Genomic DNA, 25989 nt, shown 5'->3' on the forward strand with positions numbered 1-25989 from the left:
GATCTACAAAGCGGTGGCCTCTGCGGAGCGCGCCACCGCCGTGTTCCGTTCCCTGGCAGCGGCCGACCCTCGGGCCGCCGCCCCCACCTCCCCAGCCGTCGGAAAGAGAGTTCGCATGTCCCTCCTGGAGGCCGCGTCGGCCGTCTCCGCCCTCGCACCGGGCGCTCACTGGATCACCCCGTCCGGGGTCGGGGTGCGGCGCGCCGTCGAGCCGGCCGGCTCCGCCGCGGGTGTCCGTGCCGCGCTGGAACGCGCCCTGGACGAGCGGCGCGGCCTGCTGCTGTTCCGCGGCCACGACCGGATCATCGGGTACGTCGATCCGCCGCTGGAGATCGACGTCCGCGGCCGGCGGGTGACGGTGCGCGCGCTCAACGACCGCGGCCGGGTGCTGCTGCCCGCGGTACGGGCCGCCGTGGCCGGCACGATGGAGCTACGGGCGGCGGGCGAGGACCGGGTCAGCGGTGTGGCACCGGCCGCCGAGGGGGAGTTCGCCGAGGAGGAGCGGACCCGGCGGGCCGGGGTGTTCGGTGTGCTGCGGGCCCTGGTCGGCGCGCTGGCCGGACCGGACGGTGACCTCCTCGGCCTGTACGGCGCGTTCGGCTACGACCTGATCTTCCAGCTCGACCCGGTGCGGCTGCGCAGCCGGCGCGACCCGGGCGACCGCGACCTCGTGCTGCATCTGCCGGACGAGATCCTCGACCTGGACCTGCGCCGGGATCTGGCCACGGCGCACCGCTACGAGTTCACCTTCGGCGGGGCCGCCACCGACGGGCTGGCGCGGGCGACGGACCGCACGCCCTACCGGCCGGGCCGGCCCGCCGAGGAACGTGACCACGCGCCCGGCGCGTACGCGGACGTCGTGCGGCGGGCGATGCCGCTGTTCGAGCAGGGCGAGCTGTTCGAGGTGGTGCCCGGGCAGGTCTTCCGCCGGCCCGCGACCCGGCGGCCGTCCGAGCTGTTCCGGCGGCTTCGCGCGCAGAACCCGGCCCCGCACAGCCTCCTCGCCCATCTCGGCGAAGGCGAGTACCTGGTCGGGGCGTCCCCGGAGATGTTCGTCGACGTGGACCGCGAGGAGGGGCCGGCGGGGCAGTGCCTGATGGTGCGCTCCTCACCGATCAGCGGCACCGCGCCGCGCGGCCGCGACGCCTTCGAGGACGCGGCCCGGGTCCGCGAACTGCTCGGCTCCGCCAAGGAGGAGTCCGAGCTGACCATGTGCACGGACGTCGACCGCAACGACAAGGCGAAGGTGTGCGTGCCGGGGTCGGTGCGGGTCACCGACCGGCGGCGTATCGAGCGCTACTCGGCGGTCATCCACACCGTGGACCGGGTGGAGGGGCGGCTGCGGACCGACCGGGACGCGCTCGACGCCCTTCTCGCGCACCTGTGGGCGGTCACCGTGACCGGCGCGCCCAAGCTCGCCGCCGTGCAGTTCGTCGAGGACGTGGAGCGTTCGCCGCGCCGCTGGTACGGCGGCGCGGTGGGCCGGATCGGTCTGGACGGGACGCTGGAGACGGTGCTGACGCTGCGCACGATCCAGGTGCGCGACGGGGTGGCGGTGGTGCGGGCCGGGGCGACGCTGCTGCACGACTCCGAGCCCGCTCTGGAGGAGCGTGAGACCGAGCTGAAGGCCCGCGCGCTGCTGCGGGCGCTGGAGCCGGAGCCGCAGGGCGCGGCGGCCGGGCCGGGCGGGGGCGGCGTCCCGGACGGCGCGGGCGAGGGGGTGGGGGACGGGCTGCGGGTGCTCCTCGTCGACCACCGTGACTCCTTCGCCCACTGCCTGGCCGACTATCTGCGCCAGACCGGCGCCCGCGTGAGCACGTACCGGGCCGGCCGGCATCTGCCGGTCATCGAGCGGGAGCGGCCGGATCTCGTGGTGCTCTCCCCGGGCCCGGGCCGCCCCGCCGACTTCGGTCTCTCGGCGACCCTCGACCTCACCGAGCGGCTCGGCATCCCGGTGTTCGGCGTCTGTCTGGGCCTGCAGGGCCTGGTGGAGCACTGCGGGGGCGCGCTCGGCACGCTGGCCGCCCCCGTGCACGGCAAGCCGTCGCGGATCAGCGCGGTCGGTGACGGCGGGCGGCTGCTCGCGGGGCTTCCCGAGCGGTTCGAGGTGGGCCGCTACCACTCGCTGTACGCGCGTCCCGAGCAGCTGCCGCCGCAGCTGCGGGTCACGGCGGTCACCGAGGACGGGGTGGTCATGGCGGTCGAGCACCGCACCCGGCCGCTGGCCGCCGTGCAGTTCCACCCCGAGTCGATCATGACGGCGGGCGGCTCGGCGGGCCGCCGGATCATCGCCAACGCCGTGGCGTCGCTGGCCCGTTCCGCCGTACGCGGCTGACGCCGTATGCCGCTGACGCCGCCGTACGCGGCGGGGCGGCCCCCCACTCCACCGGTTCACCCTGTCCCCGTTTTCCGGAGGTTGTCATGGCGCTCGACGCCAGCGAAGTACAGATCTGCGTCATCGGCGCCGGCCCGCGCGGCCTGTCCGTCCTCGAACGGCTCTGTGCCAACGAGCGGGCCGCGCCGCGCCACGCGGCCGTGACCGTGCACGTCGTCGACCCGCATCCGGCGGGCGCCGGCCGGGTGTGGCGTACCGGCCAGTCCCGGCACCTGCTGATGAACACGGTGGCCTCCCAGGTGAGCGTGTACACCGACGACAGCGCCGAGATCGCCGGCCCCGTCGAGCCGGGCCCCAGCCTGTACGAGTGGGCCCGGGACCTCGCCGGTCGGGCGCCGAGCCCCGGTGGCGGCCGGGAGGCGGAGCAGGTGCGGGACGAGGCGGCGCGGCTCGGTCCGGACAGCTATCCGACGCGGGCGTTGTACGGGCAGTACCTGAAGGAGGCGTTCGCCCGCGTGGTCGCGGCGGCGCCCGCGCACGTCACGGTGCGGGTGCACGGCTGCCGTGCCGTCGCCCTGGACGACGCCGGGCGGCCCGGCGGCCCGCAGCGCGTGCAGCTGGAGGACGGCACCGTCCTGGACGGCGTGGACGCGGTGGTCAGCGCGCAGGGCCATGTGCCGCTGCGGCCCTCGGAGTCCGAGGTCCGCACGGCCCGCGCGGCGGCCCGGCTCGGGCTGCGGCACGTGCGCCCCGCCAACCCCGCGGACGTGGACCTGTCCGGTGTCGCGCCCGGCTCCGCGGTGCTGCTGCGCGGCCTGGGCCTGAACTTCTTCGACCACATGGCGCTCCTCACCGCCGGTCGCGGCGGACGTTTCGTCCGCGCGGCGGGCGGCACGCTGGTGTACCGCGCGAGCGGCCGTGAGCCGCGCCTGTACGCGGGGTCGCGGCGTGGTGTGCCGTACGCGGCGCGCGGCGAGAACCAGAAGGGCGCGCACGGCCGGCACGTGCCGCGGGTGCTGACCGAGCAGTGTGCCGAGCGGCTGCGCAAGGAGAGCGGCGGCCGCGGCCTCGGCTTCCGGGACCGGCTGTGGCCGCTGATCGCCAAGGAGGTGGAGAGCGTCTACTACGGTGCGCTGCTCGCCGCGCGCGGCCGGGGCGCGGAACGCGACGCCCTGGTGGACGCCTATGTGGCCGCCCGGGGGCCCGCGCAGGAGAGCGCGGTGCTGGACCGGTTCGGCGTCGCCGGGCCCGACCGGTGGGACTGGGAGCGGGTCGCCCGTCCGTACGGCGGCCGTACCTTCGCCGACCGGGCGGCGTTCCGGTCCTGGCTCCTCGCCCACCTGGCCGGGGATCTGCGCGCGGCCCGGCAGGGCAACGTCGAGGGGCCGCTCAAGGCGGCTCTGGACGTCCTGCGCGACCTGCGCAACGAGATCCGGATCGCGGTCGAGCACCGCGGTCTCGACGGCGCGTCGCACCGCGACGAACTGGACGGCTGGTACACCCCGCTCAACGCGTTCTTGTCGATCGGCCCGCCGGCGGCGCGGATCGAGGAGATGGCCGCCCTGATCGAGGCGGGCGTCCTGGAGGTGCTGGGCCCGGAGCTGCGGGTGGAGCTGGACGACAAGGGACCCGAGCCCGCCTTCGTGGCCTGGTCGCAGGTGGTGCCGGGGCCGCGGGTGCGGGCGGCCGTCCTGGTCGAGGCCCGGCTGCCGGAGCCGGATCTGCGCCGGACCGGGGATCCGCTGCTGCACCGGCTGCTCGCGACCGGGCAGGCGCGGCTGCTGCGGGTGCCGTCGGTGGCGGGCGGGTACGAGACGGGCGGGCTCGCGGTGACCGGGCGGCCGTACCGCGTCGTGGACGCGCGCGGCACGGCGCATCCGCGGCGGTTCGCCTACGGCGTTCCGACCGAGGGCGTGCACTGGGTCACCGCCGCCGGGATCCGTCCCGGGGTCGGCTCGGTGACGCTGGGCGACTCCGACGCCATCGCCCGCGCGGCGCTCGCGGCGGGCCGGGCGGTGGATGCGGGTGACGTGTCCGGCGCGACGCCGGTGCGGGTGGCGGCGTGAGCGGCGCGGGCGCGGCGGCCGACCTGGGGTTGTTGTCGCCGGTGCGGGCGGGCAGCCCGGTCGAGGCCGCGGTCGGGGACGTGGCCTGGTTGCAGGCGATGCTGGACGCGGAGGCCGCGCTGGCCCGGGCGCAGGCGTCCTTGGGCACGGTGCCCGAGGCGGCGGCGCGCACCATCACGCGGCTGGCGCGGGCGGAGCTGCTGGATGTGCGGGCGGTCGCGCTCGCCGCGCGGGAGACCGGCAATCCGGTGGTGGCGCTGGTGTCGGCGTTCACCGCGGTGGTGGCCCGGCAGGACGGGGCCGCGGCCGAGTACGTGCACCGCGGCTCGACCAGCCAGGACGTGTTCGACACCGGCGCGATGCTGGTGGCGCGGCGCGCGCTGACGCTCGTCCGCGGTGATCTGGACGCGTGCGTGCGGCGGTTGGCGCGGCTGGCCGCGGGGCACCGGGCCACGCCGATGGCGGGGCGGACGCTCGCGGTGCAGGCGGTGCCGACGACGTTCGGCCTGAAGGCGGCCGGGTGGCGGCGGCTGGTGCTCGACGCCCGCGACCGTCTTGACCGGGTGGCGCGGGGGCTGCCGGTCGCGCTCGGCGGCGCGGCGGGCACCCTGGCCGGATATCTGGAGTACGCGGCCGTGGACGCCGGCGTCACCCGGCCCGGCGTGTACGGCGAGGAGCTGGTGCGGGCGTTCGCGGCGCAGACGGGGCTCGCGGCGCCCGGGTTGCCGTGGCACGCGCTGCGCACCCCGCTCGCCGACCTCGGGGCGGCGCTGGCGTTCACGGCGGGCGCGCTCGGCAAGTTCGCGCTGGACGTGCAACTGCTCAGCCGTACCGAGACCGGTGAGGCGGCGGAGCCGGCGCCGGCCGGGCGCGGGGTCTCCTCGGCGATGCCGCACAAGGCCAACCCGGTGCTGTCCACGCTGATCCGCAGCGCTGCCCTGCAGGTGCCGCATCTGGCCGCGGGGCTCGCGCAGGCGCTGCTGTCGGAGGACGAGCGTTCCGCGGGTGCCTGGCACGCCGAGTGGCAGCCGCTGCGCGAGGCGCTGCGGCTCACCGGCGGCGCCGCGCGGTGCGCCGCCGAACTGGCCGGCGGGGTGCGCCCGGACCCGGCGCGGATGCGCGCCAATCTGGAGCTGACCGGCGGGCAGCTGGTGACCGAGCGGCTCACCGCCCATCTGGCCGGGGCGCTGGGCCGGGCCGCGGCGCGGGCCGTGCTCACCGAGGCGGTGGCGTGCTCCGGCGCGAGCGGGCGGCCGCTGGTGTCGGTGCTCGGGGCCGACGAGCGGGTCCGCGCCGCGGGTCTGGCCACCGAGCGGCTCGCCGAACTGCTCGACCCCGCCGCCTACACCGGCGCGGCGGCCGCGCTGACCGACCGGGCTCTCACGGCGGATCGATGAGGCCGGCCTGGGCGGCGCGTACGCCCGCCTGGAACCGGGAGCCGGCGCTCAGCCGGGACATCAGGTCGGCGACGTGGCGCCGGTAGGTGCGGACGGACAGGCCCAGTTCGCGGGCGGCGCGGGCGTCGGTGTGGCCGCGGCCGAGGGCGAGCAGGACCCGGGCGGCGGTGCCGTCCTCGGCCCAGGTGAGCCGGTGCGGCTCGTAGGCGGAGAGGTCGGCGGCCTGGTTCCACACGGCGGTGTGCAGGGTGCTGAGGGCGTGGGTGAGGCCGGGGTCGCGGACCACCGCGAGCCGGGCGGCGCGGTCCACGGGGACCAGGGCGGTCGTGCGGTCGTAGACCGCCGAGGTGGGCAGGTCGGAGGGGGCGAGGCGGATCTGGGCGCCCTGGTCCGCGAGGGCGCGCAGCCGGTCCATGGCGTCCTCGTCGCCGAGCAGCCGCGAGGGCAGCAGCAGCCGTACGTCGCTGTGGCGCAGCAGCAGTTCGGAGTGGAGGCGGCCCAGCAGTGCGGGCTGGTCGCCGTCGGTGGCGGCGGAGAGGGTGACCTGGGCGAGCACGGTGTGGTGCAGGGCGCGGTGGACGATCTGGGCGGCGACCGGTTCGGCGCCGCCCAGGTGCACGGCCGGGTCGGGGAGGTCGAGTGCGCGGAGCACGCCCGCCAGTTCGGCGAGCTGGTCCGCGTGGCGGCGCAGGAGTTCACGGTTGACTCCGGACGGTGTGGTGTCCGGTCCTCTGCCCCGGTTGCGCGGGGGCTCCAGTCGCGGTGCGCTCATCCCTGTCTCCTCGGTCAGGCACGTGCGCCCGGCGGTGCTGCACGCCAGGTGCGCGCGGGGGGACGTCTGCTGTGGTGGCTCCAGCCGGCTCGGGGCCGCGGGGCCGGGGGGCTGTCCGGTGCGCTGTCGCCGCGGGCGGCCAGTGCGTGCAGGACCGCGACGACGGCGGCGAGTTCGTCGGCGTCGGCGCTGCCGCGGACCACCCGCACGATCTGCGGTGTCGCGTCGGCGGTGCTCATACGGGCTGGTTCCCGTGCTTGCGGTCGGGCAGCCGGGCGTGCTTGGTGCGCAGCATCCGCAGGCCCCGCACGAGTGCCTGCCGGGTGGTGCGGGGGTCGATGACGTCGTCGACCAGTCCGCGTTCGGCGGCGTAGTAGGGGTGCATCAGCTGGTCCTTGTACGCGGCGACCAGCCGGGCCCGGGTGGCGTCGGGGTCGTCGGAGGCGGCGATCTCCTTGCGGAAGACGACGCCCGCGGCGCCTTCGGCGCCCATGACGGCGATCTCGTTGGTGGGCCAGGCGAAGGAGAGGTCGCAGCCGATGGAGCGGGAGTCCATGACGATGTACGCGCCGCCGTAGGCCTTGCGCAGGATGACCTGGATGCGGGGGACGCCGGCGTCGCAGTAGGCGTAGAGCAGTTTGGCGCCGCGCCGGATGATGCCGTCGTGCTCCTGGTCGGTGCCGGGCAGGAAGCCGGGGACGTCGACGAGGGTGAGCAGGGGGATGTTGAAGGAGTCGCAGAACTGGACGAACCGCGCCCCCTTCTCGGAGGCCGCTATGTCGAGTGCGCCGGCGCCGGCCATCGGCTGGTTGGCGACGATGCCGACGGTGTGGCCGTCGAGCCGGGCGAGGCCGACCAGGAGGTTGGGGGCCCAGTGTTCGTGGACCTCGAACCAGTCGCCGTCGTCGACGATCTCCTCGATGACGCGGCGCATGTCGTAGGCCTGGTGCGGGTCGGCGGGCACCAGGTTGACCAGGACGTCGCCGGGCCGGTCCTCGGGGTCGTCGCAGAGCACCTGCGGGGGCAGTTCGCGGTTGTTGGCGGGCAGCAGCGACAGCAGGTGGCGTACGTCGGCCAGGCAGGACTCCTCGTCGTCGTGGACGAAGGCCGAGACGCCCGAGCGCGCGGAGTGGACGTCGGCGCCGCCGAGTTCGTCGTGGCTGACCTCCTCGCCGGTGACGGCCCGCACCACGTCGGGGCCGGTGATGTACATCTGGGCGGTGCCGCGGACCATGAAGACGAAGTCGGTCAGGGCCGGTGAGTAGGCGGCGCCGCCGGCGCACGGGCCCAGGATGACGCTGATCTGCGGGATCACACCGGAGCAGCGGACGTTGCGGGTGAAGATGCCGCCGTAGCCGGCGAGGGCCGTCACGCCCTCCTGGATGCGGGCCCCGGCCCCGTCGCTGAGCGCGACGAGCGGGGCGCCGGCCGCCTCGGCCATGTCCATGATCTTGTGGATCTTCTGGGCGTGGGCCTCGCCGAGCGCGCCGCCGAAGACGCGGAAGTCGTGTCCGTAGACGAATATCTGGCGGCCGTCGACGGTGCCCCAGCCGGTCACGACGCCGTCGCCGTACGGCTTCTTCGCCTCCAGGCCGAACCCGGTGGCACGGTGCCTGCGCAACCCTTCCACCTCGGTGAACGACCCTTTGTCCAGGAGCAGTTCGATGCGCTCACGGACGGTGCGCTTGCCGCGGGCGTGCTGGCGTTCGGTGGCCGCGGGGTCGTCGCCGGCGACGAGCCGGCCCTGGACGGCGGCGAGTTCCTCCAGCCGTTCGTGCATGGAGGCGCTGGTGCGGGCGACGAGGGTCTCCAGTTCCCGTCCCTCGGGGTCTGCCGGGGTGGGTCCGTCGGTCGGCGCGGGCACCGGTGGGCCGGCGTGCGGAACGGTGGTCATCAAGAACTCCTTCGCGTCGTGGACGCAACTCGGTCCGGCCACGCTAAGCGGATCGGCCGGGGGCCCGGCTGTCACGTCGCCGCAGGGAGAACGGCCGCGGCCGTTGGTGACATCCGCGTGTTTCCTGCGGCGCTCCCCCGACGAGGCATCGGGATATCTCCGCCGGTGGCGCCCGGGTCCGAAAGGGGGGTCGAGGCGAACGACCGAGGTGTTTTCCGCCCCGGACGCGCCGGGCGGCCGTTAGTTTCTGGCCACCCCCGCAGGAAGGAGTCGGTGACCCCTTTCCCCTTTCTCGTACGGAGGTGTGAGTGAGCAATGAGAAGAAACAGGGAAATGGCGGATCCTGACCCGAGCCAGGGTCTGGCCCGCTACCGCACCGCCGTGGTGGCCGACCCCTTCCCGGTCTCCCGCCGGGCGGTGGCCTCGCTGATCCGGCACTCCGGCGCCGTGGACGAGGCCGAGCAGGCGAGCGGCCGGCAGGAGGCGTTCGAGCTGGTGCGCCGGCTGCGCGCGGACGTGGTCATCAGCGACGTGGACCTGGAACGCCGCGGCGACGGGCTCGTCCTGTGCCGCCAGGCCAAACGGCTGGCCACGCCGCCCGCCGTGCTGATCTTCACCGGTGCCGACGACCCCGCCGTGGTGGCCGCGTGCCTGGCGAGCGGCGCGGACGGCTTCGTCCACCGCACGGCGAGCCCGGAGCGGCTGCGGCAGGCGGTGGACACCCTCGCCGCGGGCCGGCCCGTGTGGTACCTGCGCGAGCACGCGCACCCCGGCCCGCGGGACGAGGAGCCCGCCCGGATCCCGGGGCTCACGGCCAGGGAGCAACAGGTGCTCGGGCTGCTTCTGGGCCGGTATTCGAACGACGAGATCGCGGGTGAACTGCATCTCGCCCGGCAGACCGTCAAAAACCATGTCAGCAACGTGCTGCAGAAGATCGGGGTGGCCAGCAGAAGGGACCTTCTGGTCTCGCACGTGCCGCTGGCGCGGGCCGGTTGAACGCCGGACTGCGCCCGTTCTCGGCTGCGGGATGTTCCGCGTGGTGTTCCCGAAGAGGCATGGCGCACCACCGAAGAGGAATATCCGGCCGGCGGCGCGCTGCCTAGCATTTTCGAGGAAGGCCGGGCGCGCTCTGCCAGTGGTCGGCTCCGGTCTTCCGGCCCGCAGGGGCCGTCCGTCAGCTCCCCCGCACGGACGGCCCCTGCTCCGTCACGTCCACCGGCGGTCGCGCCGGCCCCACCTGTTCCGATCCATGGAGGTACCAGCACCGTGAGCGCACCAGTTCCCGCCCCGCGCTTCCAGGGCCGCGTCGCCCTCGTCACCGGGGCCAGCCGGGGCATCGGTCTCGCCGTGGCCGAGCGGCTCGTCGCCGAAGGCGCGCGGGTGTGCCTGACGGCACGGTCCGCCGGACCGCTGGCCGAGGCGGTGGCCCTGCTGGGCGGCGCCCGGCACGCCGTGGCCGTCGCCGGCAAAACCGACGACCCCGCGCACCAGGCGGCCGCCGTCGACCACACGGTGGCGACGTTCGGCCGGCTGGACGTCCTCGTCAACAACACCGGGATCAACCCGGTCTTCGGTGAGGTGCTCGACCAGCCGGACAGCGCGCTGCGCAAGCTCTTCGACGTCAACGTGATCGCGGGGCTCGGCTGGCTCCGGCAGGCGCGGCGCGCCTGGATGGGCGAGCACGGCGGCTCCGTGGTGAACATGACGGCGGTGGCCGGGCAGCGGCCGGCGACCGGCATCGGCGCGTACGGCGCGAGCAAGGCCGCCGCGATCCACCTCACTCAGCAGCTCGCCCAGGAGCTGGGCCCGCGGCGGATCAGGGTGAACGCGGTGGCGCCCGCGGTCGTGCGCACCCGCTTCGCCGCCAAGCTGTACGAGGAGCGGGAGGCGGAGATAGCCGCCGACTACGCGCTGGGCCGGCTCGGCGCGCCCGAGGACATCGCGGCGGCCGTCGCCTACCTCGCCTCCGACGACGCGTCGTGGGTGACGGGGCAGACGGTCACCGTGGACGGCGGTCTGGTCGCCACCGGCGGGGGCATCTGATGCCGCGGCGCACCACACGGCACCGACTGCGCCGTCTCGTGTGGCGATGGGTGGCCCGCCCGGTGCCTTCGCCCGCCGCCCCGCCCGGCCTGGTGCGTGCGGTCATGGCCGCCGCCCTTCCCGTCGCCCTGGAGTTCTCATGAGCACCGTCGTCGTCGTGGGCGCCGGGGTCGCCGGTCTGGCGGCCGCGCTGTCGGCGTCCGCCGCGGGCGCCGATGTCACCCTGGTCACCAAGGACCTGCTGCCGCTGCCGGCGCCGCCCGCCGCCGTGCGGGCGCAGGCGCCGCATCTGGCGGCCGCTCTGCGGGAGTTCGCGGGCCGGGGCGAGGAGTTGCTGCGGTCGGGGGAGCACGCCGGGGACCCGGTGGTGGTGGCGCAGGTGTGCCGCAGCGCCGGCCGGCTCGCGGCGCAGTTCGCGTCCGCCGGGCCCGCGCGGCCGCCGGCGGCCGGCGCGCTCGGCCCGGACGCCGCCGAGGAGTGGCTGAACGGCCGGTTGCGGTCCGTGCTGGCCGCGCGGCTGGCCGCCGCGGCGGGCGGCGGGACGGTCCGCGCGCACCAGGGGCTGCGCGCCGTCGAGGTGCTGCTGGACGCGGCGGGGCGGGTGCGCGGCCTCGCCGCGCTGAACACGCGGACGCTGGAGAGTGTCGAGTTCGACGCGGACGCGGTCGTCCTGGCCGACGGGGGCGGCAGCGCGATGTACGCGCCCTCCGCGTCGGCGGACAGCGCCTGCGACGGTCTCGCCCTCGGTCTGGCGGCCGGCGCCGAGGCGATCGACATGGAGTTCGTCGACTTCGACCCGGCCGGTCTGGTGACCGAGGTGATCGCCCGGGACGGCAGCCCGGTCACGGAGCTGCTCGCGTCGGCGCGGTGCCGGCTGGTGGACCGGCTCGGCGAGTGCTTCGCCGAGGGGCCCACGCCGCTCTCGCGCCCGCACCTCGCCCGCGCCGTGCATCAGCGCGTCCTGGCGGGGCGCGGCTTCGACGACGGCTCGGTCCACCTCGAACTCGGCGCCGGCGCCCGCACCTTCGTCGAGCGGCGGCCCGCGCTGCACGCCCGGCTCGTCCAGGCGGGCTTCGACGTCACCCGCGACACGGTGCTGCCGGTGCGGCCGCGGGCCCGGGCGCTCCTCGGCGGTCTGCGGATCGACGGCCGCGGCCGCACCGGCGTGCCCGGCCTGTACGCGGCGGGCGACACCGTCGGCGGGATCCACGGCGCCGCCTGCGGCGGTGCGCAGGGTCCCGCCGCGGCGGCCGCGACGGGCCGGCTGGCCGGCCGCCATGCCGCGGCCGAGCGTGCCACGGCGTCCGCGGTCGGCGGTCCGCGCCCCACCGGGGGCTTCCGGTTCGCGGGCCGTGGACCGGACTCGGCCGAGGCGATCCTGCGCGAGCTGCGGACCGGGATGTACCTGAAGGCGGGGCCGGTGCGCGACGCAGCGGGGCTGACGCAGATGCTCGGCCACCTCGGCGTGCTCGAACAGCGCCTGCGCCACGTCGGCCTGACGGCGGGTCCGGGCGCGGCCGCGCAGGTCTGCGCGTATCTCGACGTACGGCATCTGCTGCCGGCCTCGCGGGCCGTGGTCGAGGCGGCGCTGCGCCGTGAGGAGTCCCGCGGTGTGCACGTGCGGTCCGACTTCCCGTCCTCGCGGGAGCAGTACGTCGGCTACGGGGTGCGGCTCGACCGGGGTGAGCTGGCCTGGCGGGTGCACGCGCGGCGGGCCGTGACCGAACCGGTCCGGTAGCGGCGTGCCGAAGGGCCGGGCGCACAGTGCGCCCGGCCCTTCGGCGTGGGTCCGGTCCGGACAGGGCTCTCAGTTCAGTGGTCCGCCGGCGACGTAGAGGACCTGGCCGGAGACGAACCCCGCGTCCGCACCCGCCAGATAGGAGACCGCGCCGGCGACGTCCTGGGGCGTACCGACGCGGCGTACGGGTATCCGCGCGGCGCCGTCCTGCTGGAACTGTTCGAAGGTGATGCCCATGCGCGCGGCGGTCGCGGCGGTCATGTCGGTGGCGATGAAGCCGGGCGCCACCGCGTTCACGGTCACGCCGAAGCGGCCCAGTTCGATCGCGAGGGTCTTGGTCAGGCCCTGTACCCCGGCTTTGGCGGCGGAGTAGTTGGCCTGGCCGCGGTTGCCGAGCGCGGAGGAGCTGGAGAGGTTGACGATGCGGCCGAAGCCGGCGTCCACCATGTGCTTCTGGACGGCGCGGGACATCAGGAACGCGCCGCGCAGGTGCACGCCGATGACGGTGTCCCAGTCGGCCGCGGCCATCTTGAACAGCAGGTTGTCGCGGAGCACGCCCGCGTTGTTGACCAGCACGGTCGGGGCGCCGAGCCGCTCGGTGACCTCCTCGACGGCCGCGGCGACCCGCGCCTCGTCGGCGACGTCGGCCCCGACGGCGACGGCCCGGCCGCCGGCCCGCGTGATCGCTTCGACGGTGTCGGCGCCGGCCGCCGCGTCCAGGTCGAGCACGGCGACCGCGTATCCGTCGGCGGCCAGCCGCTCGGCGGTCGCCGCGCCGATGCCGCGGGCGGCGCCCGTCACGACGGCGGTGCGCTGCGGGGAGTCGGTCATCTCGGTTCTGCCTTTCGGGGCGTCGGTCGGGTCACTGGAAGGAGACGCGCTCGGGGCGCAGGCCGAGCAGGACGCGGTAGGGGGCGTCGGGGATGGGGCGTTCGAACGTCATGCCGTAGCGGTCGGCGAGTTCGAAGAAGCCGTCGGTGGAGGGGTCGTCGACGATCCGGTCGACGGTGCCGCGCACCTCTAGGTAGCGGTAGGGCTGGTCGGGGTCGTTGACGGACAGGGCCGCGCGGGCGTCCTTGGCGACGTTGCGGTACTTGTAGCGGCGGGTCTCGGTGGTGAACCAGATCCGCTCGCCGTCCCACCGGAACCACACCGGGTTGACCTGCGGGGATCCGTCCGGGCGCAGGGTGGCGAAGTGGCCGAAGAGGGCGCGTTCGAGCAGGTCGCGGTGGGACTCGGGGATCACGGACACGGCAGAGGGCCTTTCGTCGGGGCGGGTGCGGGTTCGTTCAGCGGGTGGGGGCGAGTGCGGTGCGCAGCCAGTCGCGGACCAGCCGGGCGCCGTCCTCGGCGCCGCACACGGCCACATAGCCGTCGGGGCGGGCCAGGGCGAGGGTGCAGCGCTTGTCGGGGCGGGCCAGGTAGGGCGCCTGGTCGGCCGTGTCGCTCAGCACGCCCGAGGTGGTGTCGAGGTAGCGCACGTCGACCGACTCGCCGAGCTGCTCGCGCAGTTCGGCGGCGAGGGTCTCGGCCTCGTCGGGCACGGCGACGCCGTGCGGGGTCGCCACGAGCAGGGTCAGTTTCAAGTCGTCCAGGGCGAGCCGCAGCGGGGTGCGGCGGTGGGTGCGCGGGTCCCACACCGGGTGGTCGGGCACGAGGGCGCCGGTGGTGAAGCCGCCGGCGCGGCCGCGCGGGCCGACCGCGGCGCTGTCGCGGTAGACGGTGGTGAGTCCGGCCAGCATGGGCACGTAGCCGATGTTCGGCAGGCGCAGGGCGGAGGCGGTGCGCAGCGCCGCGTCCCGCAGGGCGACCTGCCACCGCTTGCCGGGGGTCCAGGCGCGGGTCTGCAGGTCGGCCTGGCGGATGACGGTGCGCGCGACCTGCCCGCGTTCGCGTGCGTAGCTGTCGAGGAGGGTGTCGCCGGCCTGTCCGGTGTGGGCGAGGGCGAGTTTCCAGGCGAGGTTGTGGGCGTCCTGGACGCCGGTGTTCAGGCCCTGACCGCCGGCCGGGCTGTGGATGTGGGCCGCGTCGCCGGCGAGGAAGATCCGGCCCTCGCGGGTCCGCTCGGCGTGCCGGGCGTGGACGGCGAAGCCGGTGGTCCAGGTCGGTTCGGTCAGCCGCAGGCCGCCCGGGCCGCGTTCGTCGACGAGCCGTTGCAGCAGGGGCAGGTCGATGTCGCCCCGGCCGGTGCCGGGCGGGGCGGCGGTGAAGACCCGGAAGCGGCCACCGGGCAGGCCGACGAGGACGACGATGCCCTTGGGGCCGCAGAAGTAGTAGTTGGCGTCGTGGACCAGGTCGCCCTCTATCCGTACGTCGGCGAGGGCGAAGAAGCTCTCGTACGTGGTGCCTTCGAAGGGGATGCCGAGCAGCCGGCGCACCGTGCTGTTGGCTCCGTCGCAGCCCACGACGTAGGAGAACTCCTCCTCGACGACGGTGCCGTCGGGGCCGCGCAGGCCGGCGCGCACGCCCTCGGGCCGCTGGTCGAGGGAGACGAGTTCCACGTCCCATTCGACCTTGCCGCCCGCGGTGTGCAGGGCCTCGGCGAGAAGTGCCTCGGCGTCGGGCTGCGGCAGGGTGGCCGGGCGGGTGCGCCGGTCGAAGCGGATCCGGGCGACCTCGCGGCCCTGCGAGTGGTAGCGCAGGGACTCGATGGGCAGTCCGTACCGCTCGATGCGGGCGCCGCCGCCGAGCCGGCGGAAGAGTTCCAGGGTGCGCGGCCACACGGCCAGCGCCTTGGAGAGCGGCGAGGGGCCCTGCGCGCTGTCCACGCAGCGCACCGGTACGCCCCGGCGCTGGAGTTCGGTGGCGGCGGTGAGACCGACCGGCCCCGCTCCCACCACGAGGACGGGACGCTCGCCGGATTTCCGGGTCAAGGCTTCCGTCTGTGTCACGGTCACACCCCACAGGAGGAATCGCGCGCCCGGGAGCCTTTGACTGCCGTGCGCAGATCGAACAACGACCCTGCGAATGTAGGCACGGGAAAGGCCCTGGGCGGCTTTGGTGTTCCGTAAGGAACACACGGGCCGTGTCCCTTCGATGCCTCTTCAGGTACACGCGGGGATACGTCGGTGACATTTCCCTTTCCGCGCCGCCCGGCCGGGTCCTAACGTTCTGGTCGTACCGAAAAGCAATTCCTACTTGGAGGCTGACATGCCGGTCGTCACCGTTCTGCAGGGCCCGAAGGACGTCGAGCTGAAGCGTGACCTCATCGCCCGCATCACGGATTCGTTCGTCGAGTCGTACAAGTGCCCGCCGGAGGCCGTCCAGGTGTGGTTCTCCGACGTCCCGACCGACAGCTGGGGCGTCGCCGGGAAGCTCGTCGGCGACAGCTGATCCGGCCCTGCCGCCGGCCGACCGTGGGAGAGCTGACGAGATGACCACCACCCTGCCCGAGGCTCCCGCCGGTGTGGACACCGGCCGGCTGGCCGACTGGCTGGTCCGGTACCTGCCCGGTACCGGACCGCTCACCGAGGTGCGGCCGCTCGACGGCGGCCGCTCCAACCTGACGTACCGCATCACCTGGGGCGAGCGCGGGTACGTGCTGCGCCGGCCGCCGCTCGGCCATGTGCTGGCCACCGCCCACGACATGGGCCGCGAGTACCGGGTGCTGTCCGCGCTCGCGGACAGCGACGTGCCGGTGCCGCCCACGTACGGGCTCTGCCGCGACCCGGAGGTTCTCGGTGCCCCCTTCTACGTCATGGGGTTCACCGCCGGCATCACCTACCGCAGCGACGCGGAACTCGCGCCGCTCGGTCCCACGTCGGCCCGGCGCGCCACCGAAGCGCTCGTCGACACCCTGGCCCGCCTGCACGCCGTCGATCCGGTCCGGGCGGGCCTCGGGGACTTCGGCCGGCCGGCCGGGTTCATGGCCCGGCAGGTGCGCCGCTGGCGCCGCCAGTGGGAGGCGTCGCGGACCCGCGAGATCGCCGGCGCCGACGCCCTCAACGACCGGCTCGCCGCGGCCTGCCCGGACTCCGGCCGGGCCGCGCTGGTGCACGGCGACTTCAAACTCGACAACGTCCTGCTCGACCGCGCCGACCCGGGCCGGGTCACCGCGGTGCTCGACTGGGAGATGGCCACGCTCGGCGACCCGCTGGCCGACCTCGGCATGCTCTGCATGTACTGGGACGGCTTCGCCGGGGTGGACCGCGCGCCGGTCGCCTCACCCGGTGCGCTGGAGGGCTGGCCGGACCGCGCGGCGCTCGTGGAGCGTTATGCGCGGACCCACCCCCACGGTCTGGAACGCCTGGGCTGGTACACGGCGTTCGGCTTCTACAAACTCGCCGCGATCCTCGAAGGCATCCACTGCCGCACGGTGCAGGGGCTGACCGTCGGCGAGGAGAGCGCCGACCTGGCCGCGGCGGTGCCGCTGCTCGTGGCCCGCGGCCACGCCGCCCTGGACGCGGCCTAGGCCCCTGTCTTCTCGCCCCCCTTATCTCCGCCTCGCCCGGAACGGACAGACACCCCATGGATTTCGCGTACGACGCACGCACCGACGAGCTGCGCACGAAGCTGCGCGCCTTCCTCGACGAGCACGTGCTGCCGGCCGAGCCGGTCTTCCACGCCCAGCACGCCGAGGGCCACCCGTGGGGGCGGCCGCCGGTGCTCCAGGAGCTCAAGGACGAGGCACGGCGCCAGGGACTGTGGAATCTGTTCCTGCCCGACGACGCGTTCGGCGCTGGGCTGACGAACCTGCAGTACGCGCCGCTCGCGGAGCTGACCGGGTACAGCCCGTTCCTCGCGCCGGAGGCGGTCAACTGCGCCGCGCCCGACACCGGGAACATGGAGGTCCTCGCCCTGTTCGGGACCGCGGAACAGCAGGACCGCTGGCTCAAGCCGCTGCTCGACGGGGCGATCCGGTCGGCGTTCTGCATGACGGAGCCGGACGTGGCCTCCTCCGACGCGGCCAACATCGCCACCCGGATCGAGCGCGACGGCGACACGTACGTGATCAACGGACGCAAGTGGTGGTCCTCGGGCGCGCTCGCCCCGGAGTGCGAACTGCTGATCGTGATGGGCAAGACCGATCCGGACGGGCCGCGCCACCGCCAGCAGTCCATGATCCTGGTGCCGCGTGACACGCCGGGGGTGACGGTGGAGCGCGGGGTGCACGTGTTCGGCTACACCGACGGTCCGCACGGCGGCCACGGGGTCGTCGCGTTCGACGACGTCCGGGTGCCGGCCTCGCACATCATCAAGGGTGAGGGCGAGGGTTTCGCGATCGCTCAGGCCCGGCTCGGTCCCGGCCGCATCCACCACTGCATGCGGCTGATCGGCATGGCCGAGCGCGCCTTCGACCTGATGTGCGCGCGGGTCAGCCGGCGCGTGGCGTTCGGGCGGCCGCTGGCCGAGCAGGGGGTGGTGCGCGAGTGGATCGCCGAGGCCCGGGTGCGCATCGAACAGGCCCGGCTGCTCGTGCTGAAGACCGCGTACCTGATGGACACCGTGGGCAACAGGGGCGCGCACACCGAGATCCAGTCGATCAAGATCGCGGTCCCGGCGATGGCCGAGTGGGTCATCGACAAGGCCATCCAGGCCCATGGCGGCGGAGGCGTCTCGCAGGACTTCCCGCTGGCCGAACTGTGGGCCCACGCCCGGACGCTGCGGCTCGCCGACGGCCCCGACGAGGTGCACCGCGCCTCCCTGGCCCGCCGCGAACTGCGCCGCTACGCCACCGTCTGACGCGGCGCCGGCCACGGACCGAGAACCCGCTCGTCGCACCCTTTTCCAGCCGCCCCGCTCGCCTTTTCGCGAGCGGGGCGGTTTTTCTTTTACTCACCACCCGGTACCGGAAGTACCGGGTACGCACGTACTCGGTACCCGACGGCCCATGGAATGCGATCCGGCCACGCCTACTGTTTTCTCCATGACGAACAGTGAATTCAAGCGGACCGGTTCCGCGGATTCGGATTCGCCATTCCCGGCCTCGGAGCGCGTCGTGGTCACCGGAATTGGCGTGGTCCTTCCCAACACCCTGACGGTCGACCAGTTCTGGTCCAACATCTCCGGCGGACACTCCCAGGTGGGCCGGCTGACCCGGTTCGACGGCGAGCGGGCCGGGCTCCCGGTGTACGCCGCGGCCGAGATATCCGGCTTTGACCACCATCCGTTCCTGCCGGAGCTGACCGACGCGCACGCCGCCAAGTACTCCCGCGAGATCCTCATCACGATGTCGGCCGTGGCACAGGCCCGGCGGGACGCGGGGCTCGGCCTCGGCGACCTCGACCCGCGCCGGCTCGGCATCGTCATGTCCTCCTCGCGCGGCCCGTTCTCCTGGTGGCGCTCCGTGCTGAGCGGCGAGGACCCGGCGGCCTTCGACGACAAGGGCGCCATGTTCCGCGGCCTGCCCGGCTGCCCGGCGACCTTGTCCGCGATCTACAACGGCGCCCAGGGCCTGGTCACCACCGTCTCCAACGCCTGTGTCGGCGGCCACCAGGCCATCCAGCTGGCGCTGCGCGAACTGCGCTCCGGCGCGGCCGACGCGATGCTGGTCGGCGGCCACGAGTTCCCGATCGTGCCCGAGGTCGCCTCCTGCTACCGGGCGATGGGCCACGGGGTCATCTCCTCCGAGCGCGCGGACCCGAGCCGCGCCGTGCGGCCCTACAGCAACGACCGCGAGGGCTTCGCGCTCGGCGAGGGCTCGCTCGTCCTGTGCCTGGAGCGCGAGTCGGTCGCCAAGGCCCGCGGCGCCCGTATCTACTCCGAGATCCTCTCGGCCGCCTCCCTCAACGAGGCGGCGCACCCCACCACCATGGACCTCACCGGCAAGGTGACCGCCTCGGTCATCGAGGACGCGCTCGCCGGGGCCGGCCGCTCCGCTGCGGACGTGGACTACTTCTGCGCCCACGGCACCGCCACCCGCTACAACGACATCGCCGAGAGCCGGGCGCTGCGCGCCCTGTACCCGGAGCGTTCGGCGGCGCAGCTGCCGCCGCTCAGCTCCAACAAGCCGATCTACGGGCACACCTTCGGCATGGCCGGTGTCATCAACGTGGCGGCGACCAGCCTGATGGTGCACCACCAGACGCTCGCGCCGACCATCAACTTCACCGAGCCGGACCCCGAGTGCGACCACGACCACGTCTTCGAGGGGGCCCGGCCCGCCCCGGTCGACCTGGCCGTCTCGATGTCGTTCGCCTTCGGCAGCCAGACCGCCGTCGTCGCGGTGGGGGCGCCGTCATGAGCCGCCCCCTGATCGCCGCCGACGTCGACGAGCTGGTCCGGGCGCTGGTCGAGCCCGGCGACCACGTCCACCTGGCCGGGACGCCCTCGCGGCCCAACGCCCTGACCTACGCGCTGTGCCGGGTCTTCGGGGCCGGCGGCCATCTGACCGTCTCCACCACCGCGGTGCACTCCTCGGCGCACGCCCTCGCGCTGTCCGGCGTCGCCGACAAGGTCATCGCCGGGTTCGCCGGCGACACCTACCCCTCGCCGCGGCCCAACCCGCTCTACGCCGAGCTGCACGAGGGCAGGCCGTTCACCTTCGAGGCCTGGTCGCTCCTGTCCTACGTGCAGCGTCTGATCGCCGGCGCGCAGGGTGCCCCGTACGCCGTCACCGGCTCGCTGGCCGGCACCGATCTCGCCGAGGGCAAGCCCGGTGTCCTGCACCGGGTGCCCGATCCGGGCCGCCCGGGCGAGGAGGTCACCCTGCTGGCTCCGCTGCGCCCGGACGTGACGCTCGTGCACGGGGTGGCCGCCGACGAGGACGGCAACATCGCGCTGGTACCGCCGCTGGGCGAGGGGGCCTGGGCCGCGTACGCCGCGCGGCGCGGGGTCGTCGCCTCCGTCGAGAAGATCGTCGGTCGCGAGGAACTGCGCCGTATGAACGACCGCGTGGTCATCCCCGGCCAGCGCGTCCTGGGGCTGACCGAGGCACCGCTGGGCGCGCATCCGCAGGCCCTGCGCACGGGCCGGCTCGCCGGTGTGGACGGCTACCTGGACGACTACGCGTTCCTCGACGAGATCGTCGCCTCCTGCCACGGCGAGGAACGCGGCCAGGACTGGTACCGCACCTGGGTCACCGGGCCCGGATCGCACGCGGAGTACGTGCGGCGCCTGGGTGCCGGGCGGCGGGCCGCGCTGCGCGTACCGGAGCCGGCACCCGCGGCGGCCGGGGACGACTACGCCGCCGAGACCGCGGCCTGGGCGGAGGTCCACCGCTGCGAGCGGGCGGCCGTCGCGCAGGCGGCTCCCGCGGCCGCCGCGCCGCCCGTCGCCCCCGCGGCGGAGCCGGCCGGGCCCGCCGGCTGCGCGCCCGCCACCCGGCAGGAGCGGCTGATCGTGCTCGGCGCGCGCGCCGTCGCCGAGCAGGTCCGTGCGCACGGCTACGACACGCTGCTCGCCGGGATCGGCACCTCGCACATGGCGGCGTGGCTCGCGGCCGATCTGCTGCGTTCCGGCGGCCACGAGGTCAAGGTCGTGGCGGAGCTCGGCATGTACGGGTTCCGGCCCGAGGGCGGCGACACCTTCCTGTTCAGTCTGGCGCACGCGCAGGGCAGCGAGATGCTCGCCGGCATCCCGGAGATCCTGGGCGGCATGGTCGCGGCCAACCCCCGGGCGCTGGGGGTGCTGGCGGCCGCCGAGATCGACGAGAGCGGCACGATCAACACCAGCCGGGGCGCGGACGGCCGCTGGCTGACCGGGTCGGGCGGCGCCAACGACATCGCCTCCTCCACCGACTGTGTGGTCATCGCCCCCTCGTCCCGGCGCCGCTACGTCACCGAGGTCGGCTACCGCACCAGCCCGGGCCACCGGATCCGAGCGGTGGTCAGTGACTTCGGGCGCTTCGAGCGGCCGGAGAGCGGCCCCGGTTTCCGGCTCGCCACCTGGCTCCCGGACCCCGCCACACCTCTGGCCGACGGCCCCGGCGAACTGGCCCGGCAGGCCGCGCACACGGTCGCGACCCGCACCTCGTGGAGCGCCGCCGTCGACGGGGTCACCGCCGAGAAGCCGGTCACCGAAGAGGAGTTGACGGCGCTGCGCGCTCTCGACCCCGACGGCCGCTTCCGCTGACCCGTCCGCAGACCTCGTACCCCAGCTCCTCCCCCTCCCTCTCCTCCCTCCCTCTCCTCCCTCCCTTCTTCGCCGCGCTAGGAGTCCCACCCATGTCCACCCGCACCGAAGGCCGCTCCGAAGGCCGCACCTGGAAGGGGTCCGGCCTGAAGTTCGCCGGTCTCGGCCACTACTTCCCGCGGCACCAGCGCCGCCACGACACCGAGGTCACCATCAGCGGGCGCACGTATCCGCCGGAGGCCGCCGCCGAGCTGGGCGTGCGCAGTCTGCACGTCGCCGACGAGGACGAGACGCTGGAGTTCATGGCGGTGCAGGCGGCGCAGGCCGCGCTCGCCGACGCCGGGCGCGAGGCCGGCGAGGCGGATCTGGTCATCCTGGCCAACTGGACCGACCGGCAGTGGATCCCCGAGATCGCGCCGGGTGTCGCCCACCGGCTCGGCGCGGACAAGGCCCTCGCGTTCGACGTGTGCGGCGCCTGCACCGGCTTCGTGCACGGCGTGCAGACCGCCGCCTCGATGCTCACCGCGCACCCCGGCTGGCAGCGTGCCGTGGTGGTGGCCGCCGACCGCTTCACGCGGCGGGCCCGGCCCGGCACCCGGGGCCAGCTGGTCTTCGGCGACGCGGCCGGCGCCGTCGTCCTGGAGAAGGGCGACCCGGACGACCCGAGCGGGCTGCTCGACTCGGTCCTGGACTGCGACGCCACCGAGGCCGACACGGTCGCGGCGCGCGCCCCGGAGGGCTGGCTGCGGCCCAGGCCCGAGCTGATCGACCTCGCGGTCGGCTCCAGCCTGCGGGTCGCGGACAACGTCCTGTCCCGCAACGAGCTGAAGACCTCCGACATCGACTGGCTGGTGCCGCACCCGGGCAACAACGCCATCCACGCCGGTGTCCGCGACGGACTCGACCTGGACCCCGCGAAGTTCCTCACCAACTTCGCGACCCGCGGCAACACCGGCTGCGCGTCCATCCCGATCGCCCTGTCGGAGTTCACCGGGAGCGGTCTGCTCAAGGGCGGCGACCTGGTGCTGTCCACCGCGGTCGGCTCCGGCTGGTACTACGGCGGGCTCCTGTACCGCCTGTGAGCACCGACTCCCTTCAGACGTATGCCCGTTCGCCCTTCCGCCACGACCGTGAGGAAACCGTCATGACTGCCAAGCCGTCCGCCCCGCTGGCCATCTGGACCGATTTCGGCGGTGTGCTCACCCCGCCCGTCAGTGTCACCTTCAACGAGTTCGCCGACCGGGTCGGCGTCCCGCTCTGGTCGCTCAAGGAGTCCATGCGGCTGGTCGGTGAGAAGTACGGCACCGACTCGATGGGCGCCATCGACATACCGCTGATCGACGAGGCGGCCTGGTCGGACGAGCTGGAGGACGTCCTCGGCAGCACCTTCGGCATCGTCGCCGACCTGGAGAACTTCGGTGACCGCTGGTTCGCGGGCCGCCCCGCCAACGCCCGCTGGACGGCCGCCCTCGACGCCTTCCGGGCCCGCGGCGCGTTCGTCGGGATGCTGTCCAACCTGCCGCCGTCCTGGGTCAGGCACCGCCGCGTCATGATCGACGACAGCCACTTCGACGACATCGTCTGCTCCTACGAGGTCGGCAGCCGCAAGCCCGACCCGGAGATCTTCCACCTGGCCGCGGAGCGCGCCGGACTCGCGCCCCACCAGTGCGTCCTCGTCGACGACCTGGAGAAGAACGTCGTGGGCGCCATGGAGGCGGGCTGGCAGGCCGTGCACTTCCACGACGCCGAGCAGGCCGCCCGCCAGGTCGCCCACCTCCTCGACGCGGCCGCGCCCACTCCCGCCCTGGTCTGATCCGCCCCGTTCCGCGCCCTGCCGCCCTCACCCCCGGAGTCCCCGTCATGACCGTCCTGCCGCTGCGCCCCGCCGTCGCCGAGCCCGGCCTCGCCGAGACCGGCCTGAGCACCCACCGCACCCTCTCCCGGCGGCTGGTGCACCGCGCCGCTCTCGCCGAGGTGTTCCTCACGGACTTCCGGTCGGTCGACGAGACCGCTTTCCATGCCGCGGCCCAGCTGCCGCCGCGGCACTTCTACTACAGCGACCACACCGTCCGGGTCGCGATGCACGACCCGCTGGCCGTGTTCGAGAGCGTGCGCCAGATGCTGCTCTGTGCGATGCACCTGCACCACGACGCCAGCCCCGAGACCAAGTCGATCACCGCCACCGCGTCGCTGGAGATCACCGACCCCGAGCCGCTGCGCCGCGCCGGCGCGCTCGATCTCACCCTGCTCGGCAGCGTGCTGCTGGAGAAGAAGTACGAGGGCGCCACCTCCCGGGTGGTGCACCGTGTACGGGTCCTCGCCGACGGCCGGGAGGCCGGGGTGATCACCGTCGACACCGCGCAGCGCCCGAACGACGTCTACGAGCGGCTGCGCACGAGCCACCGCACCACCCCGCCGCCGATGTCCGACACCCTCCCCGCGACCGGCACCGGTGCGATCCCGCCGGTGTGGCTGGTGGGCCGTGAGCGGGCGGAGAACGTGGTCGTGCAGGACGCCCGGACCCAGGGCGACGCCCTGCTCGCCGAGGTGCGCGTGCCGGCCGCCCACCCGAGCATGTTCGACCACGCCCAGGACCACGTGCCGGGCCCGGTGATGATGGAGGCGGCCCGGCAGACCTCGCTGCTGCTGGCCGCCGATCACGAGGGGCTCTCCCCGTCCTCGTTCCACCTGGGCTACGTCAGCGCCGAGTACCTGCGCTTCGCCGAGCTGGACGCGCCGATCACCGTGGTCACCCGCCGGATGCCCGAGCCGGTCGACGGCGGCCGCTGGAGCGAGGTCTCCTTCGAGCAGGACGGCGCGACCGTGGCCCGGATGCGGGTCCGCCTCGCCCGCGCCCTGCCGTCCGGAGGCGACGATGCGCTGTGACCTCCCCGTCTACCTGAGCGCCCCCGCGCACCGCCTGGGCGAGCGGCCGCACCCGGTCGAGGACGCGGTCCGGGCGGAGCGGATCAGCGAGAAGGACGCCGCGCGGTACGGCTACACCGCGCTGGCCACGAGCGCGCTGTCCCCGGTCGAACTCGCGGAGCGGGCCGGCGCGGACACCCTGCGCCGGGCGGGGCTCGACGCGCGGCAGCTGACCGGTGTGCTGCACGCGTGGACGTACCACCAGGGGCACGAGTTCTGGTCGCCGGCGCACTACGTCGCCGACCGGCTCGGGGCGGTCGCGGCCGAGCCCGTCGGCATCCAGCAGATGTGCAACGGGTCGATGGCCGCGGTGAGTCTGGCGGCCCGGGAGCTGATGGCCGACGCGGCGGCGGGGCCGGTGCTCGTCACCACGGCGGACTGCTTCGCGGCGCCCGGCTTCGACCGGTGGGGCGGTGACTACGGCGTCGCGTACGGCGACGGCGCCACCTCCGTGCTCGTCTCGCGGACCCCGCTGGGGCGTTCGGCCCGGCTGCTCGCGTGGGCGACCGTCGCCGCTCCGCAGTTGGAGGGCATGCACCGGGGGGAGGCGCCCTTCAGCTCCGCGCCGCAGAGCGGGGTGCGCACGCTGCTGCCGAAGGTGGCCAAGAAGCAGTTCCTCACCGCCCATCCCTCGCTGCCGTTCGGTCCCCTCGCGCGGGACGCGGTGGTCGGGGCGGTGTCGCGGGCGCTGGACAGCGCCGGTGTCGCCGGCGACGACCCGCGGCTGCGGGCCGCGGCCCTGCCCCGGCTCGCCCGCCATGTGATGGCGGACGCCTACGAGCCGGCCTTCGCGTCGGTGTGCGCCGCCCCGGTGCGGGTCCTGGGCACGGACACCGGGCACCTCGGTGCCGGCGACGCCGTGGCCAACCTCGCCGATCTGCTCGGCCGGGACGACGTCCGTTCCGGCGACCTGCTCGTCCTGCTCAGCGCCGGCGCCGGGTTCACCTGGTCCGCCGCGATCCTGGAGGTGTCCTGACATGACCGTCCCGTCGATACCCGCTCCGCTCGTCCGGGCCGCCGCGGGGTCCGACCCGCTGGAGCTGTTCCGGATGGACGGCAAGGTGGCCGTGGTCACCGGTGCCTCCAGCGGCATCGGCAAGCACGTGGCGCAGTTGCTGACGGCGGCCGGTGCGCGGGTCGCCCTCGCCGCCCGGCGCGAGGCGCCGTTGAAGGAGCTGGCGGACGAACTGCCCGGCTCGCTGGCCGTGCCGTGCGACGTGACGCTCGCGGCGGACCGCGAGCGGCTGGTGCGCACGGTGACCGAGGAGCTCGGACCCATCGACGTCCTGGTCAACAACGCGGGCCTGTCGGAGACCGTCCCCGCCGAACGGCAGACGGTGGAGAGCTTCCAGTCGATCCTGTCGGTCAACCTGACCGCGGTGTTCGCCCTGAGCACCGCCGTGGGCAGCGGCATGCTGGAGCGCGGCGGCGGCTCGATCGTGAACGTCGCCTCCATCTACGGGGTCGTGGCCAGCGGCAGCCTCCCGCAGGCCGCGTACGCGGCGAGCAAGGGCGGCGTGGTCAACCTGACCCGGGAGCTGGCCGCGGAGTGGGGGGCGCGCGGCGTGCGGGTGAACGCGGTGTGCCCGGGCTGGTTCTGGTCGGAGATGACCGAGTCGATGCTGGGCACCGACAAGGGCCGGGCCTGGGTGGAGCGCCGCACCCCGATGCGGCGGGCCGGGCGGCTCGACGAACTCAGCGGCGCGCTGCTGCTGCTGGCCTCGGACGCGGGCTCCTACGTCACCGGGACGGCGATCCCGGTGGACGGCGGTTACCTCGCGCTGTGAGCGCCGCCGCGCCGAACCGC

At 74.6% G+C, this 25989-nt stretch carries 22 protein-coding genes; 16 read left to right on the forward strand and 6 right to left on the reverse strand.

Annotated elements, in window-relative coordinates:
* The first annotated feature begins 115 nt into the window (after nt 1-115).
* The 3 genes from ABZY33_RS17400 to pcaB all read left to right on the forward strand — a co-directional run bounded on the left by ABZY33_RS17400 (nt 116) and on the right by pcaB (nt 5798).
* On the forward strand, nt 116-2335 hold the full coding sequence (locus ABZY33_RS17400; protein ID WP_356492443.1) for an anthranilate synthase component I: 2220 nt from the start codon (nt 116-118) through the stop codon (nt 2333-2335).
* An 86-nt stretch (nt 2336-2421) separates the two neighbouring features.
* Nucleotides 2422-4401: an FAD/NAD(P)-binding protein gene (locus ABZY33_RS17405; RefSeq protein ID WP_356492444.1), complete on the forward strand. Its 1980-nt coding sequence runs from the start codon at nt 2422-2424 to the stop codon at nt 4399-4401.
* The gene (gene pcaB / locus ABZY33_RS17410) at nt 4398-5798 is read left to right on the forward strand and encodes a 3-carboxy-cis,cis-muconate cycloisomerase (protein WP_356492445.1); all 1401 of its coding nucleotides are present in this window, start codon (nt 4398-4400) and stop codon (nt 5796-5798) included. The genes ABZY33_RS17405 and pcaB overlap by 4 nt, the downstream gene beginning before the upstream one ends.
* On the opposite strand, the gene ABZY33_RS17415 is transcribed toward pcaB, so the two are convergent.
* From ABZY33_RS17415 to ABZY33_RS17425, 3 genes are read right to left on the reverse strand one after another with little or no spacing between them, the layout of a single operon-like run.
* A complete protein-coding gene (locus ABZY33_RS17415) occupies nt 5782-6570 on the reverse strand; it encodes a hypothetical protein (protein WP_356492446.1) in 789 nt (262 codons plus the stop codon). The two genes, pcaB and ABZY33_RS17415, sit on opposite strands and share 17 nt — an antisense overlap.
* A gap of 14 nt (nt 6571-6584) precedes the next feature.
* Entirely contained in the window at nt 6585-6809 is a 225-nt protein-coding gene (locus tag ABZY33_RS17420) for an acyl-CoA carboxylase subunit epsilon (RefSeq protein ID WP_356492447.1), read from the reverse strand.
* The gene (locus tag ABZY33_RS17425) at nt 6806-8350 is read right to left on the reverse strand and encodes an acyl-CoA carboxylase subunit beta (protein ID WP_356492514.1); all 1545 of its coding nucleotides are present in this window, start codon (nt 8348-8350) and stop codon (nt 6806-6808) included. Before ABZY33_RS17425 ends, ABZY33_RS17420 begins: the two co-directional genes overlap by 4 nt.
* 447 nt (nt 8351-8797) lie before the next feature.
* On the opposite strand from ABZY33_RS17425, the gene ABZY33_RS17430 reads away from it, so the two are divergent.
* The 3 genes from ABZY33_RS17430 (at nt 8798) to ABZY33_RS17440 (ending at nt 12245) form a co-directional block, all read left to right on the forward strand.
* Nucleotides 8798-9460: a response regulator transcription factor gene (locus ABZY33_RS17430; RefSeq protein WP_356492448.1), complete on the forward strand. Its 663-nt coding sequence runs from the start codon at nt 8798-8800 to the stop codon at nt 9458-9460.
* A gap of 270 nt (nt 9461-9730) precedes the next feature.
* Complete coding sequence (locus tag ABZY33_RS17435) at nt 9731-10507, forward strand: SDR family oxidoreductase (protein WP_356492449.1); 777 nt, start codon at nt 9731-9733, stop codon at nt 10505-10507.
* Between the two features lie 46 nt (nt 10508-10553).
* Entirely contained in the window at nt 10554-12245 is a 1692-nt protein-coding gene (locus ABZY33_RS17440; protein ID WP_356492450.1) for an FAD-binding protein, read from the forward strand.
* A 69-nt stretch (nt 12246-12314) separates the two neighbouring features.
* On the opposite strand, the gene fabG is transcribed toward ABZY33_RS17440, so the two are convergent.
* From fabG to ABZY33_RS17455, 3 genes are read right to left on the reverse strand one after another with little or no spacing between them, the layout of a single operon-like run.
* Nucleotides 12315-13076: a 3-oxoacyl-ACP reductase FabG gene (gene fabG / locus ABZY33_RS17445; RefSeq protein ID WP_356492451.1), complete on the reverse strand. Its 762-nt coding sequence runs from the start codon at nt 13074-13076 to the stop codon at nt 12315-12317.
* A gap of 31 nt (nt 13077-13107) precedes the next feature.
* Nucleotides 13108-13497, reverse strand: coding sequence for a PPOX class F420-dependent oxidoreductase (locus ABZY33_RS17450; protein WP_356492452.1), 390 nt, complete (start codon nt 13495-13497; stop codon nt 13108-13110).
* Nucleotides 13498-13534: 37 nt separating this feature from the next.
* Nucleotides 13535-15118 carry an FAD-dependent monooxygenase gene (locus tag ABZY33_RS17455; protein WP_356492453.1) on the reverse strand — a complete coding sequence of 528 codons (1584 nt, stop codon included), beginning with the start codon at nt 15116-15118 and terminating at the stop codon, nt 13535-13537.
* Between the two features lie 277 nt (nt 15119-15395).
* Between ABZY33_RS17455 and ABZY33_RS17460 the strand changes: the two genes are divergently transcribed.
* The 10 genes from ABZY33_RS17460 (at nt 15396) to ABZY33_RS17505 (ending at nt 25969) form a co-directional block, all read left to right on the forward strand.
* On the forward strand, nt 15396-15578 hold the full coding sequence (locus ABZY33_RS17460; protein ID WP_356492454.1) for a 4-oxalocrotonate tautomerase family protein: 183 nt from the start codon (nt 15396-15398) through the stop codon (nt 15576-15578).
* 40 nt (nt 15579-15618) lie between these two features.
* Nucleotides 15619-16656: a phosphotransferase family protein gene (locus ABZY33_RS17465; RefSeq protein ID WP_356492455.1), complete on the forward strand. Its 1038-nt coding sequence runs from the start codon at nt 15619-15621 to the stop codon at nt 16654-16656.
* 56 nt (nt 16657-16712) lie between these two features.
* The gene (locus ABZY33_RS17470) at nt 16713-17927 is read left to right on the forward strand and encodes an acyl-CoA dehydrogenase family protein (protein ID WP_356492456.1); all 1215 of its coding nucleotides are present in this window, start codon (nt 16713-16715) and stop codon (nt 17925-17927) included.
* Nucleotides 17928-18111: 184 nt separating this feature from the next.
* On the forward strand, nt 18112-19428 hold the full coding sequence (locus ABZY33_RS17475; protein ID WP_356492457.1) for a beta-ketoacyl-[acyl-carrier-protein] synthase family protein: 1317 nt from the start codon (nt 18112-18114) through the stop codon (nt 19426-19428).
* Entirely contained in the window at nt 19425-21257 is a 1833-nt protein-coding gene (locus tag ABZY33_RS17480; protein WP_356492458.1) for a CoA-transferase, read from the forward strand. Before ABZY33_RS17475 ends, ABZY33_RS17480 begins: the two co-directional genes overlap by 4 nt.
* 92 nt (nt 21258-21349) lie before the next feature.
* On the forward strand, nt 21350-22339 hold the full coding sequence (locus ABZY33_RS17485) for a ketoacyl-ACP synthase III (protein WP_356492459.1): 990 nt from the start codon (nt 21350-21352) through the stop codon (nt 22337-22339).
* Nucleotides 22340-22401: 62 nt separating this feature from the next.
* Complete coding sequence (locus ABZY33_RS17490; RefSeq protein ID WP_356492460.1) at nt 22402-23070, forward strand: HAD family phosphatase; 669 nt, start codon at nt 22402-22404, stop codon at nt 23068-23070.
* A 47-nt stretch (nt 23071-23117) separates the two neighbouring features.
* Complete coding sequence (locus ABZY33_RS17495) at nt 23118-24143, forward strand: AfsA-related hotdog domain-containing protein (protein WP_356492461.1); 1026 nt, start codon at nt 23118-23120, stop codon at nt 24141-24143.
* Nucleotides 24133-25158 (forward strand): ketoacyl-ACP synthase III family protein, encoded by a 1026-nt coding sequence (locus ABZY33_RS17500; RefSeq protein ID WP_356492462.1) that lies wholly within the window; start codon nt 24133-24135, stop codon nt 25156-25158. Before ABZY33_RS17495 ends, ABZY33_RS17500 begins: the two co-directional genes overlap by 11 nt.
* Nucleotide 25159: 1 nt before the next feature.
* The gene (locus ABZY33_RS17505; RefSeq protein ID WP_356492463.1) at nt 25160-25969 is read left to right on the forward strand and encodes a glucose 1-dehydrogenase; all 810 of its coding nucleotides are present in this window, start codon (nt 25160-25162) and stop codon (nt 25967-25969) included.
* Nucleotides 25970-25989: the final 20 nt, after the last annotated feature.

This window comes from Streptomyces sp. NPDC006552, assembly GCF_040611655.1.
Lineage (GTDB): Bacteria > Actinomycetota > Actinomycetes > Streptomycetales > Streptomycetaceae > Streptomyces.